Consider the following 15,990-nt stretch of genomic DNA (forward strand, 5'->3'; position numbering starts at 1 on the left):
ATATATGATATGTTTACTCGTTGAGATTAGTAGGAATGTAGGTTACCTCTATGCCGTCCTTGACGAAAATAGGCAAACCGGCATCTTTGTTTACATACTCAATAGAGAGGGTTATGTCGCGAGGACCTAACTGCCTGCCATCAACCTCAAAGATCGACTTGTCGAGAATGACGGTGTTGCCATTTTTGCTCTTAAGCTTCTTAGTGAGCATGGTGTCTCCATACTTATAAGTAGCTTGGAAATAGCACTTGTCATTAAGCTCCACATCGGCTGGGAGTTCAATAGGATCAAGTAGATCGTATTGGCTCTCAAACACGCTGCCCAGTTTTTCATAGATAGTCTTTGGCGCATCGCTTGTGTCCATAAAGTCGTTAGTAGACAGGCGCTTGCTGCTGATAAGTGCTTCCATGCCCGTTTTGCGCATGTACTGTTTACCCAGCATTAGCATCTGTTTCTTGGTTGTAAGGTTAAAAACCTTAATAGCCTGTTTCTCCTTTTGCCATTTGATGGCATCCACATTTGTGAAGGTGTCGCCCACTTTGACTGCTTTGCCGTTATTATATGTGAGGCTGGCGTCGTTAACGAACAGCACCTTGTAATTGTCTGCGCTGGCGTAGCTGAGCCACATGCCTAGGCAAGTAAGTAAGAGAAGTCGTTTCATTTTGATTTATTTTTATAGATGTTATATTTCTGCATAAACGTATCGTAAAGAGAGTAGACGGTGGTTGGTACCCACATATTGAATGCCAAATCGTACCAACTGGCCACAAGAGCAATCACTAAGAATACAGTAGCTGTGCTGAGGAAAGACAGCACAATACTGAGCCATGGATTCATTACCATCGATGAGAATGAATGTCCTGATAGGTAGAATAGGCCGATGATTATATAGATAACAAACAATATGGCCATATAGGGCCAATTAACCAGATGCGCTCCTTGTGAAAGGGCAATATAGCCATTAAACAGTATCGATGATCCTGGTTGAGAGCCAAGGAACGTAGAGTGAACATCGCTATTGAAATCACCAATCACAATCAGTTTGTCTTCTATCTGTTCGCTAACAGGCATCACCTCGTCAAGGTCTAATAAGTCGGCTGACAGATAGATGTAGTTGCGCTCGCGTGCCTGCCCCTCCTCGTCAAGCAGACTGCCAGTTATACGGATGGGCAGCAGCAGAGTAGCGCTGTTTTGGCATAGTCGTCCTTGGTCGGTATACCATAGTCCGCCCATATGCTTAACAATATCAGAGCCAAAGCGGTCCTGATAAATCTTGAGTGCCACAGATGGATCCTCGTCGTGTATATATTGATAGCGAGAGAAGGTGAGGGCCTGCCAAGTTGTTGCATAGTCGGCATTGGATGCTTTCTGATAGAGCATGCTGTCGCACATGTTCGATCCCTTGTGTTTAGGTATGACTATGCGGTCCATCGAGGTGATGGTGTGGAAGAGTGCTGAGTCATACTCCGTCTCCATTCCCTCCTCAAAGAACACATCCATGAAGATGTAGCGATAGTTGTTGGCCTTTTTGGCAATGGTGAGAAATTGCAATAGTTTCTCGCGGTCGGTAATAACCATATTGCCTACAGGAACCTCGTTCTCCTCATAAGGAATAAGCATCTTGTCATAGCAAACATTGATAAACAGGATACTGTCAGGCACGTTACCAATCTGCATGCCCAAAAACTTCTTGTAGTCGGTAATCTGTTTGAGTGCACCGGTTTCACCCGGGAGTGGATAGCCCGAGTTTCCCATCACATAGGTGAATATGATGATAACCGTACTCGTCAGCACGGAGAGTGTTACTAACCTCCGCCGCTGACGAATCCACGTTTTTATAATAGTCCAAAGAGCCTTCATAGGCTTATCGCTTCAGTAGAATAACCTTGGCCTTAGAGTTGTCCATCTTACTCATGGTCTTACCTACGTTAGCATTATAATAGGTAGGGTCGGCAACAGTAAACTTTCTGCCGTTAACCATGATGTAATCGCCTGTAACATCCTCGTTGAAACAAACTGCAGTATAGAGGTGGCCAGGGTAGTAGACTAGCACAACATCAAGGTCCAGTAAATCGCGAATCAGGTGTGAGAACAGGATAGAACGGTCCTCGCAGTCGCAGAATGGGTAGAACAGACTCTCTTCTGCAAAGAAAGCGCGGTCGTGTCCCCATACCTTTTCGTCGTAGCCATAGGTAAGTCCCATCTGAACCCAATTCAGTAGCATGTTTGCTGCCATCAGCTTTGGAGCATTACCAATTTGCTGTTTGAGCTGTGGATAAACTTTGTCTTTAACTTCCTGTGATACTGGGGTGTTAGCGTAATAAGCCCAGCGGGTCATCATATCCTTGCCATCGTATGATGTGGGATAATCATTATAGAAGTCCATCAGGTTCTTGTTCATCTGCATGTCGGCTTTTACATTAACAAAGCGCGAGATGACAGTACGATTGTCTGACAGATTCTTCTTCAGTTCCGGCTGTTCAGCTATGCCAAGGCTCATCATCTGCTCGCCAGGATAGGCAGCGTCGCAAACCGACATGTTTTTAGCCTTGCAGTTGTCCATCAGGAAGAATAGCTTACCATCAGCGGTAAGATATCCACGGTCGTATGGGAACCCATCCATGCGCGACATAATGTGCAGTTTGGTATTCTCTTCAAGTGCGAAACGTATCTGGTAACCAGACTGGTTAAGCAGAACGCCCTGCATGAAGATAGCTTCGTTAGTACCCTTGCCACAAGTCAGCTCAGAGATGGTCTGTAACATTTTATAATAAGCCCAGTCGCAAAGTTTATACTCCTTGCGAAGTTCCAGACAGTCGTGAACCAGGTTTGTATAGCCTTTGGAGGTAAGTTCCATGAAGGCCTCGGAGAGACTCTTCTTGTCTGTGCCCTTCAGTTTGAACTGTTTGGCATTTCCCCATCTAACCTTCATATTAGTGCCGTAGAACATGAAGTCACTTGTTTCCATAGACTCCTTGTTCTCTATAATAGGCTGTTGTGGTTTGGGCTGAGGCTTAACCTCGAGTACAACGGGAACGACAACAGCTTCAATAGGTTTGCTCTGCTTCTCCTGTTGTTTTTTCTTCTGCTCGGCCAGAAGACGTTGTTGCTCCTCTTGTTGTTTCTTCTTTTCGGCCAACAGACGTGCCTGCTCCTCTTGTTTCTTTTTCTTTTCAGCCATCAGGCGTGCTTGCTCCTCTTGCTGTTTTTTCTTCTCAGCTAACTGGCGTGCCTTTTCTTCTTGTTTACGCTGTTTCTCGGCTAGTTGTCGCTGTTGCTCTTCCTGTTTTTTCTGTTCAGCAGCTATACGTGCCTGCTCTTCTTCCTGCTTTTTCTTCTCAGCAGCAATACGAGCCTGCTCTTCTTCTTGTTTTTTCTTTTCTGCAGCCAAACGTGCCTGCTCTTCTTCCTGCTGTTTTTTCTGTTCAGCTAATAGACGAGCCTTTTCTTCCTGTTGTTTGCGCTTTTCTTCGAGTTGACGCTGTTTTTCTTCCTGTTGGCGCTGCTTCTCTTCCATTTTGCGCTGTTTTTCTTCCTGCTTGCGTAGCTCCTCTTCCATCAGCTGCTGCTTACGCTCTTGTTCTTTCTGCTTTAGAGCGAGCTGTCGCTCTTCTTCTTCCTTTTTTTTCTTTTCTGCCAACAACTTCTTCAGTTCAGCTTCCTTCTGCTCCTTTTCAAGTTGCTTCTGCTTTTCTTCCTGCTTTTTCTTCTCGTCAGCTATGCGCTTTTGCTCTTCTCGTATTTTCTTTTGCTCAGCTAGAATGCGAGCTTTCTCTTCTTCTTGTTTTTTCTTTTCGGCTAGCATACGTGCTTTCTCTTCCTGCTGAGCCTTTTTTTCTGCGGCAAGTCGAGCCTGCTCTTCCTCACGGGCTTTTTTCTCGGCTGCTAGACGAGCTTGTTCCTCTTCTTGCTTCTTTTTCTTTTCGGCTAGCTTTGCTTGCTTTTCTTCCTGCTGCTTCTTCTCTGCAACGATGCGGGCTATTTCTTCTTCCTGCTTTTTCTTCTCTGCAGCGATACGAGCCAGATTCTCTTCTTGTTTTTTCTTCTCTGCAGCGATACGAGCCAGCTCTTCCTCCTGGGCCTTCTTCTCAGCAGCTAGTCGTGCAAACTCTTCCTCCTGAGCCTTTTTTTCTGCGGCAAGTCGAGCCTGCTCTTCTTCCTGCTTCTTCTGCTCTACAGCTAGTCGGGCCTGTTCCTCCTCACGTTTTTTCTGTTCTTCAGCAAGCTTCTTTTCTGCCTCCTCTCGCTTCATTTCTTCAAGATAGTCCTCATCGGTCATCTTGTCGTATTCAATAGGCTTGATTTGGTCCTCTTTAGGGCGGTCTACTGCATCTTCTATTGGATAGTCTTTCCAAGCCTTCTCCATGAATTCGGCATATTTCTTGTTGACGCTATCACGGAATTCCTCGTATTTCTTATTCGCATCTTTTACGAATTCGTCGTAATTCATTTTCTGCTTGTTTTGAACCTGCTGCTTCAGGCTTCCTCTTTGTCTTTGAGGTCTTTGTCCCTGAGCATAGGAAATACCGATAAACAGAACAAGGCAAAGTAATGTTAGCGAAAGTTTTTTCATATATTCAATGATTTAATTTTTTTCAATTTTGATAGGGATGCGTTTAACTTGCATTTGCTCGTCCTTTTGCTGATATTTAGTCAGCCAAGCGTTGAATTCTTTGTAGCCAAGTGAACTCGGAATGATTAGTTCGTCAGATATTTGTTTCTGTTCAACCTTGGCGCTTGTTTTTGAATAGTTATTAGGTGAAAAGATAACATATAGGTCATTATATTCCTCTTGACGCCCATCTGAACAGGTAATGGTGAGTTCATCCACTGTACCTCCTTCCGGAGTGGCTTTTGCCTCAGAAAACAGGAAATACTCCTTGTCGTGAGTAATTGGAAATGAACCTTTGCCAGAACTCTGATAAGGTAACAGATACAATACCTCGTTATCAAGGATACAATACATAAATACTGTAAGAAACCCGTCTGTTGGCGATTTAAAATACAGATAGAAATCATCGCCGCTCTTGAATGTGTCAGATGCATCCCCTTTTTCTGGATGGCGTCGAAGTGGAAGCGCTTCAAACTCCACACCTGCAGCAACGAGTTCTCTAGCCTTGCCTTTTACGGTAACCTTAAGTAGGTCGCGGCCTTCAAGGAGTACTCGCTCATACTTCGGCTCGTTGACGTCGCCTAGCCACACCCCTCTAACTTGGTTGCTTGTTTCGGACAAGAGTGAAGTGTTAGATTGCCCATTGTCATTGGCAATAATAACGGTGTTATTGTTGTAGTTCACAGAGCCAAATGCTTCCTCGATAGCAGCATTCTGGGCCTTGACAAGAGCAACCTGACAAGCTTGGGCATAGGACATGTTAGAAGGGATTTCATAGAGATAATCAGCTTCTACTGTCTTTACCTTACCCTTTTCCTGGGCATTGATGCACAATGCCCAGGAAAATATGGTAATCAGTATGAGAAACTGCTTCATTATCTCTGACTTTTTACTTTTTCTACATCCTTCAGTAAGTTGTCTCTACGAGCCTGTTGGATGGCAGCCTTAGCAAGTTTGCTAACAGTGTCGGAAGAAATAGCGCAGCGAATCAACACCTCTGTATTGCCATTAGGTAACTTGCGGTAGCACTCCATGAGGGTCTTAGGACGGTTCAGTTGCTGGTCGATACTACGTCCCTGCTGTGCTACAATGGTTTTGGCAATAGACTCTGCCTCGCCTGCTGGATACTGCTCGTTGGCAAGGTCCTGCTCAATAGTTGAAGTCATATCGGTTCTTAGCTTCATGGCGATTTCACCCTTGGCTACGGTTAAGGCCTGAGTTCTGGCAGCGTCGTAAATACTGCCAGTGCTTTTACCCTCACCGATAATCCAAACCTCGTATCCCATCGCATCAACTTCTGTCTGGGCTGTGAAAGCCTTGGTGACCTGAGTTTCCAAAGGCAGTTGTCCTGGGTTAACCTTCCACCCTTCTGCCTTGAATTCTTTTAATTGCTTTTTCAGAGCCTTCTGTGAAGCTTTGTCAAGATTTTGAGCACTTACACTTGCTGATACAGCAAACAGCATAAATAACGCTGCGAAAAACTTAATTGCTTTCATAATTTAAAATTGATTAAAATGTTAATAAATGAATTATCTCGTCTCGTAAATTTATAATTTAGGGCATATTACGTTGGCAAAAATAGATAAAATAATCGAAACTTCCAAATTATTTGCCTTTTTTTTTCTACTTAAAGTTAAAAAATGTTGAGAAATAGGACGTGTTTTCAACTAAAGTTGTTACCTTTGCATCGCCATAAACGGTAAGTGTATGATTAGATATACCAAAAAGGAAGAAATATGGAATGCGGCATCCCATGGAGGAGGAATCCTGATGGGAGTGGTTTTTGGTATTATTTTTCTTATATGGTGCTTTCAGGCGGATAACAGTTGGGCAAGGATAGGTGTCATCTTATATCTGTTCGGAATGTTAGGCTCTTATCTGGCCTCTACGCTTTATCATTCGATGAAGCATCACTCCAAGTGGAAAGAGCGACTGCGCAAGTGGGATCACGCAGCTATCTATTGGCATATTGCGGGCTCATATTCACCGTTAACATTGGTGGCTCTCCGCGAACAAGGCTATTGGGGGTGGAGTTTGTTCTGCTTTGTATGGGCTTGTGCAATAGCAGGTACAATTATTAGTTTTGTAAAATTAAAAGAACATTCTAATGTTGAGACTTTCTGTTTCATCGGAATGGGCTTGAGTGTGCTGGTAGCTTTTAAACCGCTTGTCGATTCGGTTTCGACGGCAGCTGTTGTATGGATTATTGCCGAGGGGGTAAGCTATATCACTGGAGCCGTTTTTTATTCTATGAATAAGACTAAATATATGCATTCGGTATTTCATTTCTTTGTCCTTGCTGGTAGTGTTTGTCATATCATTGCCGTATGGGATGTTCTAATGGAGTACTTATAATGGTTAAAAGTTAGGGCGTTTTCTTGGTTGTTTCGATAATAATTTGTAATTTTGCACCCGAATTTGCAAATTTAGATCTATTATGGCTTTTACACGTATGACTGCTGCCGAGGCTGCAGCGTTGATTAAGAATGGCGATAACATCGCTATGAGTGGTTTTACACCTGCTGGTGTTGCTAAGGCAACTACTAAGGAATTGGCAAAGATTGCTGTAGCTGAACACGAGGCAGGTCGCGAATTTAAAGTGGGTATTTTTACAGGTGCTTCAACAGGACAGAGTACTGATGGTGACTTGGCTAATGCTCAGGCTATCAAATATCGTGCCCCTTATACTACCAACCCCGACTTCCGTAAACATGTAAACCAGGGTGAGATTCCATATAACGACTTGCACTTGAGTCACATGGCTCAGGAGTTGCGTTATGGATTCTATGGCGATGTTGACTGGGCTATTCTTGAAGTATGCGACATCGAAGAGGTTGGTAACGACTATCATGTTTACCTGACTGCCGCTGGTGGTATTTCGCCTACAGCAGCCCGCTTGGCCAAAAAGGTTATTCTAGAGCTTAACTCATTTCATAATCCTAATGCAAAATTCATTCACGACGTTTATGAGCCATTGGACCCCCCTTACCGTAAGGCAATCCCCATTGAACATGTAAGCGATCGTATCGGTAAGCCATACGTAAGCATTCCAAAGGAAAAGGTAGTTGGCGTGGTAGAATGTAATATTCCTGATGAGGCTCGTGCCTTTAAGGATAGCGACCCGGTTACTGATAAAATCGGATTCCTTACTGCCGAGTTCCTTGTAGAGGAAATGCATAAGGGCCGTATCCCTAAGGAGTTCCTGCCATTGCAGAGTGGAGTAGGTTCTACTGCCAATGCAATCCTTGGCGCTCTTGGTGAGGATAAGCACGTACCCAATTTCAATATCTATACAGAGGTTATCCAGAACTCTGTTATCGAGATGATGCTGAACGGCCGTGTAAAAGATGCTTCGGCTTGCTCGCTGACAGTGTCAAACGACTGCTTGATGCAGGTATACGACAATATGGATTATATGAAGCAACACCTTACTCTGCGCCAGAGCGAGATTAGTAACTCGCCTGAGGTTATCCGCCGACTGGGTGTTATCGCTATCAATACAGCCATCGAGGCTGACCTCTATGGAAATGTAAATTCAACCCACATTAGTGGAACCAAGATGATGAACGGTATTGGTGGTAGCGGCGACTTTATCCGCAATGCCTACCTCAGTATCTTCACTTGTCCTTCGGTTGCTAAGGGTGGTGTAATCAGTTCTATTGTACCTTTTGTAAGTCATCAGGATTCTTCTGAGCACGATGTAAATATCATCGTTACCGAGCAGGGTGTAGCCGATCTTCGCGGCAAGAGTCCCGCTCAGCGCGCCGAACTCATTATCGAGAAGTGCGCACATCCTGATTATAAGCAGTTGCTTTGGGATTACCTTAAGATTGCTAAGATGGGACAGACCCGTCATAACCTGACTGCTGCTTTTGCCATGCATGACACATTGGCTCGTAAGGGCGATATGAAGCTGACCGACTTCTCTGAATACATCAAATAAAAAAAGGAAATATAAGATAAAATGAAAAGACTGAAACAATGGACTGTTGGTGCAGCCATAATCCTGGCAGCCGTCATCATTGCCTCTTGTGGAGGAAAGGATGAACGCTCCTGGAAAGGCGAAAGCAAGAAATCTGCTAAGGACTCGATTAAGGCGAGTCTTATCGATAGCATGATTGTTGCTGCTGACAACGCAAAAGACCACGACCGTAAGTTTTTCCTGGCTGATAGTTTGGAAAAGACAGGAGACATTAGTATGGTCAGAGCCAACTACTTGCGCGGTTCTGCGTTAAATAGCCAAAAGCAGAAAGCTGCTGCTGAGGTGTATTACAAGAAGGCGCTAGATGTTGAGGAACTAGACGACAAGGATGTATTTTATTACAGTCGTTCGGCCCGTACGTTGGCCCAGATGTATTCTGTAAAGAACGACTACGAGGCTACCCTGCGTGTGGCTACTCCTGCTGTTGAGAAACTGGAGGGCAATGCAAAGGCTCAGTCGCGTGACTTGGCTGTCCTCTATTACACTATCGGTTCGGCCGAGATGTATTTGGGTAATGAGAAAGAGGCTTCGAAGAGTTATGAGAATGCTTATTGGCATTATAAGAACTCTATTTCGAAGAAGGATACTAATGGTTCGCGTATTCGCTCAGCCATTACTGGTATTAACAACATTACCGTAGCATGTCTTAATACCCAGCATTATAAGGAAGGTAAGAAGTGGAACGATCGTACAGACTCTGTGCTCTATGTCTATCGTCTTCGTCCTGATGCCGATAGTGAGTTCTGCGACCACTATCGTGCGCGTATACTTTTATTTAATGCGCTTACCTCATATGCTGCAGGTAATCATGCAGCAGCAGCGGAGGCTTTTGCTGGATTCCAGAAGACTGAATATGCTCAGACAGAGCAGGGACAACTTGATTCAAACGACTATCTGATGATAGCTCACCGCTATGACGAGGCTTCGAAGAACTTCCGTATGCTCGACCACTGGATTGCTTTCCGCGGTTTTAAGATGACGCTTGATAACATTGCGCTTTATCTTGTACCGAAGTTCCGTGCCAACTATGGCGCAGGACATAGGGACTCTGCTCTATATGTTGCAAATCAGATATGTAACGCCTACGATTCGGCTCTGGTATGGTCAAAGCGTGATGATACAGCCGAGATGGCAACTATCTACGAAACCAACAAAAAGGAAGAAGAGCTGGTTCGCAGCCAGTGGGAGGTTGAGAAGCGTGGACATGAGATTTTCCGTCAGCGCCTGATTAGCCTTGGTGTTGGTATCCTGCTATTAGTTGGATTCTTCGGTTTCTACGTTGTTCACAACCGCAAAGCCTTGAAACTTCTGCAGGCAGCCTATGGACAACTTGAAGAAGCTACTACTGCTCGTGAGCGTATTGAAAGTGAACTTCGTATTGCCCGTGATATTCAGATGTCGATGATACCTGCTGGTAATCTTGAGAGTGAGGGACTTGACCTCTTTGCATCGATGACTCCTGCTAAGGAGGTTGGTGGCGACCTCTACGATTACTTTATGGAGAAAGATCATCTATACTTTGCTATCGGCGACGTATCGGGTAAGGGGGTTCCTGCTTCACTGTTCATGGCTCAGGTCATCCGTCTGTTCCGTGCAATGGCTAAGCATCACTATTCTCCAGCAGAAATATGTACTCGTATTAATGACGAACTGACTGAGAACAACGAGAATGGTATGTTCATTACAATGTTCATTGGCTTGGTTGATATCAATACCGGTCGTCTTGACTTCTGTAATGCAGGTCATAATCCCCCTGTACTTGGTGGTGATGCCGATGGTGGTAACTTCCTTCAGATGATACCGAATGCTCCTATCGGATTGTGGGCAGGACTTGAGTTTGAGGGTGAGTTCATTGAAAGCATCAAGGGCAAGCCGCTCTTCATCTATACTGATGGTTTGAATGAGGCTGAGAATCCTCAGTTGGAGCGATTTGGCGATGAACATATGCTCGACGTATTGCGCCAGACTCATTTTGCAAATGCCATGCAAGTGGTTGAGATGCTTAAGCGTCAGGTGGAGGAGCATCGTAATGGCGCTGATCCTAACGATGACCTCACAATGATGTGTCTGAAGGTGGGCTAAAAGTAATTTTTCGTACATAATGATAAAATATACCGCAACGCGTTGCGGTATATTTTTTGTATATACGTGTATGAACATAAAGAAAAATTCGTTTAATTTGTAGCACCAAAACAACACAAAAAATTCATATAGTGACCGTTTAATGATTGTATAATAAGAATCTCTTGTTTCACTTCATTAAATTAATTAGTTAGATATGACCGCCGGCTTGTGAAAGTCGGTGGTAGTATCTAATAGTAAAAACGCAACGCGTTGCGCAACAATTTTGTTAATGTTGCGTTTAATATATGTGTAGAATTTATTAATTTTGTAGCATTAATGATAACTAGATTTGTTTAGGGGAGATGAAAAGAATTTCACAGCGCGAGATTGCGAACCTATTGGGAGTAAATGTATCAACTGTATCACGTGCGTTACGAGGTTTAGAGGGAGTCAGTTCAGAACTACGACAGCAGATTCTGACTTTGGCCAAGGAAAAGGGTTATCGCCCTAACCCGTTTGCTGTTAGTCTTCGTTACGACACCACGCGTACTATTGGTATTATAGTACCTGACATCTCGTTTAATCACTTTGCACATATTGTAAAGCGCATTGAAGCAGAGGCCAGAAAAGAAGGTTATATGTGTATTATCACAGATTCTGATGATAAATACGAAACCGAAAAGAACTGTTTGGAGTTGCTTATAAATATGCACGTAGAAGGTATTATTATCTGCCCTTCACAGGAAACGGTTGATTTTACACACCTGCAACGTCTAAGAAAGATTCATATCCCAGTAGTTTTATTCGATAGAGATGCTAATATCGATATCTCGTCGGTAGTAATCAACGATGCGGATTCTGCTCGTCAGGCAACCCGAACCCTTATTGACGGTGGGGCGAAACGTATTGCATTCTTGGGTGGCCCTAACAGAATGAAGCAGACGACTGAACGCAAGCATGGCTATATTGAAGCTTTGCGTGAGAAGAATCTTCCAATTATTAAAGAATTGGTTAAGTGTAGTTACGTTAATTACAATACAGGACTTACCGATACACTAGATTTATTAGACTTGCCTGAACCACCTGATGCCATTATTGCTACTCATGGATTGTTGGTTGGCTCAGCTATAAGAGCCATTGAAAGTCGTGGATTACGTATCCCGGAGGATGTGTCACTCATTGGCTATATGAGTGATTGGGTATCGGATGTTATGTCGCCCCGCATGTCGTTTATAAAGCAAAATCAGCGCGAGATGGGGGCTAAGGCCTTTAGGTTGCTGTATGATCAACTTAATGGAGATACTTGTGTGCAGCATGTCATTGTCAAAGCCAGGCTGGAGATAAGAAATAGTACTCGAGAGATAATTGAAGGATAATAGATATTGGACTAATGAAAAACTTATTATCACTATTACTTATGACTGTGCCAATGTTTTCTCAGGCGCAGGATTTAAAATTAAATGATCGCGATTATTTTGAGCGACAGGGTGTTAATGTGCTGGTATTCAGCAATAATTTCAACGGAGGCTTCAATGATGAGAAGAACTCTGGTATTGAGATTATCCATCATGGTGTGCGAACTATCCAGGGAGGAGCTGTCCGCCTGAATAACACCCCGGAGCAGTGGGATTTGGTGCCTAAGACAGTTTCTCGTACTGTAGATCGTGAAAATGGCAGTATCGAGGTTGTGATGCGTTACGATGATTACGATTTTGATAGTCGTGTGGTAGTAACAGCCAAAGGAAAGGCTGTTGAGATTGCTGTGTGGTTAGATAAACCGGTTCCTGATAAACTGGCTGGTGAGGCTGGTTTCAATATCGAATTCCTGCCGTCGCAGTATTGGCTGAAGACCTATGACGTTGATGGTCGCTTAGGTCGTTTACCGCGCTATGCCACCAGCCCAACTATTGCTCGTCCTAATAGCGAGAAACCTCGTCAGTTCAAAGGCTTTAAGACTTACGATGATCGTGGTACCAATCAGTTTATAGATCCGTTGCCACTAGAAACTGGTCATAGGATAACACTTGCCACCGACCAGCCCGAGCGTATGGTAACCATCAGTAGCGATGCCGAATTGAAACTCTACGATGGGCGTATTCTGGCCCAGAATGGTTGGTATGTATTACGTAGCGTGCTACCTAAGGATAAAACCGGCAAGGTGCTAAGTTGGACTGTAGAACCAAATGCTATCCCAGGGTGGATTCGCGAACCAAATATCGGCTTCTCACAGGTTGGTTATACGCCTGACCAACCTAAGGTAGCCGTCATCGAACTTGATAAGAACGACCAGCCCAGGGCCACTGCTTCACTAATGCGTATAAAGCCAGATGGCTCTGCAGAGCAGGCTTTCCAAGGTGAAATCAGAAACTGGGGGCCTTACTTTAAATATAATTATGTGAAATTTGATTTCTCGTCGGTACGTCAGCCTGGTGTCTATTACATCCAGTATGGTAGCACCCGTAGCAACGATTTTCTTATAGACGAGCATGTCTACGATAAGATCACCGATGCTACAACCGATGTCTGGGTGCCTATCCACATGAACCATATGTATGTTAACGAAGGCTATCGTACATGGCATGGTGAGCCGTTTAAGGAGGGCTACCTGCAGGCGCCGCCAACCGATCACTTCGATATGCACTATCAAGGACCAACCACAGATACCAAATATAAACCCTATGAACTTATTCCCGGTCTGAACGTAGGCGGATTCTTTGATGCAGGTGACTTTGACATCGAAACCGGCTCAAATATCAGTGTAGTCCAGAACTTTATCCGTACCTGGGATCTTTTCAAGCCCATGCGCGATGAGACGTTCGTCAGTGAGAAACAACGTTATGTTGATCTTCACCGTCCTGATGGTGTGCCCGATATCCTGCAGTTCATTGAGCACGGCACGCTCAACCTTGTAGCTCAGGCCGAACAGATAGGTCATATGGCAACCACGTTATCTAATTCTGTTCTTGATAATTACCATCACTTGGGCGATGCCGCCTCCATTACCGATGGATTGCATTATGATCCTAGTTTGAAACCTTACGAGGTTTCAGCCGATGGCAAGCGTAGTGGAACGCCTGACGACATGTGGGCATTTACAACCCGCAATCCTCAGCTTGACCTGCGAGCCGCCAATATGTTTGCTGCTGCCAGTCATGCACTTAAGGGATATAATGATGATCTTGCTGCTCGTGCCCTCACCCAGTCAAAACGACTCATGGCCGAGGCTTCTGAACTCGTCAAGCAAGGTAGCTCAGCACGTAATTTGATGATGGAGGCTGCCTTCACTTGGCTTGATGGCTTTGAGTTTAATGATCCAACAGCTAAGCCCGATAAGAAACGTCAGAAGCTGATGGAACGTAGTCGTAAGAATCGTGAACAGCTTGGTGATATGGCAACCAATTTGCAACTCTACGGTGCAACTCAGGAGAAACAATATCTCAATAACTTTGCTTTGCAGATTTGGGATGCTCTGGAGCTAAATCTTTCATTCAATATGCAGACAGCACTTGATGCTATCCCATATATGGACACTGCTTATAAGACGAAGCTGCGTCTTTATGTAGAGAAGTTTAACGACTATGTCAAGAGCTTCGACCAGCAGAATCCCTATGGTGTTCCCATCGGTCTGGGCAACTGGGCTGGTGTTAACATGGTGCTTAACTTCGGTATTACCATAAACTATGCCCATATCTATTTCCCCGACATTGTGAGCAAGGATGAGATATATCGTGTGGCTAACTGGCTCTATGGCTGTCACCCATATCATAACTACTCTTTCGTTGCCGTTGTTGGTGCCGCCCGTCCTAAGCAGGTGTTCTACGGTAACAACCGTGCCGATTTCTCTGCCATTCCAGGTAACGTGGCTCCTGGCTTGCTGTTCCGCCAGCCCGACCACTTCGAGAACTTCGATGACTGGCCTTTCCTCTGGGGACAGAACGAAGGCACCATCGCCGGTAACACGCAGTATGTCATCTTTGGCTCATCATTCAAGAATATTGTAACCAAGTAAACGCTTTATGTCGATTATCCATAAGATACGTAGTTCATTCACCACCCAGCTTACACTCTGGGTGGCTGGATTTGTTACTGCTATCTATGTAATCGTTATAGCGTTATTGGCCCGATTTTCTGAACAGGTTGTTTTCGAAGAGTCTATCGAGACAACCCAACAGGCTCTTGAGAATACAGCCTTGCGCATTGATAATATTCTGCGTCAGGCTGATATGACAGCCTTCCTTGAACATCAGACGTTTACTGTTGATAAGGCATTCGTTGAGCGGTTGATAAGAGATAATAGCTACTTTGTTAGTCTCAACCAGTTTTTACCCAATGCTCAATTCTATGTTTCTGATAATGGCACGCCAGAGCAGAAACCCGGCAGTTTCGTGTTCGTTGAACCCATTTATAACAATCGTTTCCATCTGGTCGTAATGTGTCCTAACGATGATATCTATGGAAAGTACGAGACAGTGAATGTTTTCTTGTTCGTTACCGGACTTACAGGTCTTTTACTTATCATATTCTTCTGTTGGAAGGTCATTGCTCGTCATCTGTGGCCGTTGCATATCTTGGCTGATTCGGCCGAGCTAATTGCCGATGGTAATTTGGATGTAAGGATTCCTGATAGTGGCATGAAAAATGAGATTGGTCGCTTGCAGAACAGTTTTGCCAAAATGCAAATGTCGTTAGCTGTTTATATGGACGAGATGCGTCAGAAACAGGTGATGCTGGGCAGGCAGAATACCGAACTCGAGAATGCTTATAGTCAGGCTCAGGATTACGATAATCTGAAGAATCGCTTCTTGAGTAATATGACCGACCAGATGGTTACCCCTATCGATACTATCTGTGAACTTACCGATAAGGTGTGCGACCAATATGAGAAGATGGATCAGACCGAGATGGAGAATATTCAGACAAAGATGATTGCCAGCACCGATCAGGTTACGCACTTGCTTGAGCAGTTACTCGATGTTCCAAATAAAAAACACACAGCGCTATGATAAAACTTCTGGACTATATTCAGCGGCGACTATCATTGCGCCTTGGACTCCTGATCCTCATTGTGGTTACGGTCATGTTCTCGTTGGTGTTCAATGTCCTGTTCTATTATTCTAAGGAGTATGTGCGCCAGGTTGCCATCGATCGTGCTAACCAGTTGCTCGATAATACCGTAGTAAAAATCTCGGGTGTTATGGAAGAGACGGAGTTGCTTACTAACTCATGTCGTTTCACCCGTGAAGGGTTCATCAAACTTGGTTACGACGAGAGTTATGGTCCAGGTTCGCGTTTCGTTGTTTCACTGCCCGTTAATAAGTTAATTAAATAATAT

At 44.3% G+C, this 15,990-nt stretch carries 12 protein-coding genes; 7 read left to right on the forward strand and 5 right to left on the reverse strand.

Translation table 11 applies throughout. From position 1 onward, the window contains the following. Positions 1-13 precede the first annotated feature (13 nt). The 5 genes from BUB86_RS01300 to BUB86_RS01320 form a co-directional block, all read right to left on the reverse strand. Positions 14-661 (reverse strand): hypothetical protein, encoded by a 648-nt coding sequence (locus tag BUB86_RS01300; RefSeq protein ID WP_073204151.1) that lies wholly within the window; start codon positions 659-661, stop codon positions 14-16. After that, positions 658-1,860, reverse strand: a complete 1,203-nt coding sequence (locus BUB86_RS01305) for a CHASE2 domain-containing protein (protein WP_139261286.1) — start codon at positions 1,858-1,860, stop codon at positions 658-660. Before BUB86_RS01305 ends, BUB86_RS01300 begins: the two co-directional genes overlap by 4 nt. 4 nt (positions 1,861-1,864) lie before the next feature. Continuing rightward, positions 1,865-4,450 carry a hypothetical protein gene (locus tag BUB86_RS17425; RefSeq protein ID WP_175549370.1) on the reverse strand — a complete coding sequence of 862 codons (2,586 nt, stop codon included), beginning with the start codon at positions 4,448-4,450 and terminating at the stop codon, positions 1,865-1,867. A gap of 135 nt (positions 4,451-4,585) precedes the next feature. Further along, the gene (locus BUB86_RS01315) at positions 4,586-5,488 is read right to left on the reverse strand and encodes a hypothetical protein (RefSeq protein WP_073204160.1); all 903 of its coding nucleotides are present in this window, start codon (positions 5,486-5,488) and stop codon (positions 4,586-4,588) included. Next, positions 5,488-6,108: a hypothetical protein gene (locus BUB86_RS01320; RefSeq protein WP_139261288.1), complete on the reverse strand. Its 621-nt coding sequence runs from the start codon at positions 6,106-6,108 to the stop codon at positions 5,488-5,490. The genes BUB86_RS01315 and BUB86_RS01320 overlap by 1 nt, the downstream gene beginning before the upstream one ends. Before the next feature lie 211 nt (positions 6,109-6,319). Here BUB86_RS01320 and trhA point away from each other — a divergent pair, with 211 nt between their 5' ends. From trhA to BUB86_RS01360, 7 genes are all read left to right on the forward strand, one after another. Then, positions 6,320-6,967, forward strand: coding sequence for a PAQR family membrane homeostasis protein TrhA (trhA, locus tag BUB86_RS01325; protein WP_073204166.1), 648 nt, complete (start codon positions 6,320-6,322; stop codon positions 6,965-6,967). Positions 6,968-7,049: 82 nt separating this feature from the next. Continuing rightward, positions 7,050-8,555: a succinate CoA transferase gene (locus BUB86_RS01330; protein WP_073204168.1), complete on the forward strand. Its 1,506-nt coding sequence runs from the start codon at positions 7,050-7,052 to the stop codon at positions 8,553-8,555. Positions 8,556-8,576: 21 nt separating this feature from the next. After that, positions 8,577-10,676: a PP2C family protein-serine/threonine phosphatase gene (locus BUB86_RS16925; protein WP_139261290.1), complete on the forward strand. Its 2,100-nt coding sequence runs from the start codon at positions 8,577-8,579 to the stop codon at positions 10,674-10,676. A 344-nt stretch (positions 10,677-11,020) separates the two neighbouring features. Then, the gene (locus BUB86_RS01345) at positions 11,021-12,034 is read left to right on the forward strand and encodes a LacI family DNA-binding transcriptional regulator (RefSeq protein ID WP_073204172.1); all 1,014 of its coding nucleotides are present in this window, start codon (positions 11,021-11,023) and stop codon (positions 12,032-12,034) included. A 14-nt stretch (positions 12,035-12,048) separates the two neighbouring features. Beyond that, positions 12,049-14,667, forward strand: coding sequence for a cellulase N-terminal Ig-like domain-containing protein (locus tag BUB86_RS01350; RefSeq protein ID WP_073204176.1), 2,619 nt, complete (start codon positions 12,049-12,051; stop codon positions 14,665-14,667). Between the two features lie 7 nt (positions 14,668-14,674). Continuing rightward, positions 14,675-15,661: a HAMP domain-containing protein gene (locus BUB86_RS01355; RefSeq protein ID WP_073204178.1), complete on the forward strand. Its 987-nt coding sequence runs from the start codon at positions 14,675-14,677 to the stop codon at positions 15,659-15,661. Further along, positions 15,658-15,987 carry a hypothetical protein gene (locus BUB86_RS01360; protein WP_139261292.1) on the forward strand — a complete coding sequence of 110 codons (330 nt, stop codon included), beginning with the start codon at positions 15,658-15,660 and terminating at the stop codon, positions 15,985-15,987. The genes BUB86_RS01355 and BUB86_RS01360 overlap by 4 nt, the downstream gene beginning before the upstream one ends. Positions 15,988-15,990: the final 3 nt, after the last annotated feature.

The sequence above is a fragment of the Xylanibacter ruminicola genome (assembly GCF_900142525.1).
Classification (GTDB): Bacteria; Bacteroidota; Bacteroidia; order Bacteroidales; family Bacteroidaceae; genus Prevotella; species Prevotella ruminicola_A.

Bases quoted from the DNA above. Each gene is read 5' to 3' on its own strand.
- BUB86_RS01300 (WP_073204151.1), bottom strand. From the start codon at position 661: ATGAAACGACTTCTCTTACTTACTTGCCTAGGCATGTGGCTCAGCTAC.
- BUB86_RS01305 (WP_139261286.1), bottom strand. From the start codon at position 1,860: ATGAAGGCTCTTTGGACTATTATAAAAACGTGGATTCGTCAGCGGCGG.
- BUB86_RS17425 (WP_175549370.1), bottom strand. From the start codon at position 4,450: ATGAATTACGACGAATTCGTAAAAGATGCGAATAAGAAATACGAGGAA.
- BUB86_RS01315 (WP_073204160.1), bottom strand. From the start codon at position 5,488: ATGAAGCAGTTTCTCATACTGATTACCATATTTTCCTGGGCATTGTGC.
- BUB86_RS01320 (WP_139261288.1), bottom strand. From the start codon at position 6,108: ATGAAAGCAATTAAGTTTTTCGCAGCGTTATTTATGCTGTTTGCTGTA.
- trhA (WP_073204166.1), top strand. From the start codon at position 6,320: ATGATTAGATATACCAAAAAGGAAGAAATATGGAATGCGGCATCCCAT.
- BUB86_RS01330 (WP_073204168.1), top strand. From the start codon at position 7,050: ATGGCTTTTACACGTATGACTGCTGCCGAGGCTGCAGCGTTGATTAAG.
- BUB86_RS16925 (WP_139261290.1), top strand. From the start codon at position 8,577: ATGAAAAGACTGAAACAATGGACTGTTGGTGCAGCCATAATCCTGGCA.
- BUB86_RS01345 (WP_073204172.1), top strand. From the start codon at position 11,021: ATGAAAAGAATTTCACAGCGCGAGATTGCGAACCTATTGGGAGTAAAT.
- BUB86_RS01350 (WP_073204176.1), top strand. From the start codon at position 12,049: ATGAAAAACTTATTATCACTATTACTTATGACTGTGCCAATGTTTTCT.
- BUB86_RS01355 (WP_073204178.1), top strand. From the start codon at position 14,675: ATGTCGATTATCCATAAGATACGTAGTTCATTCACCACCCAGCTTACA.
- BUB86_RS01360 (WP_139261292.1), top strand. From the start codon at position 15,658: ATGATAAAACTTCTGGACTATATTCAGCGGCGACTATCATTGCGCCTT.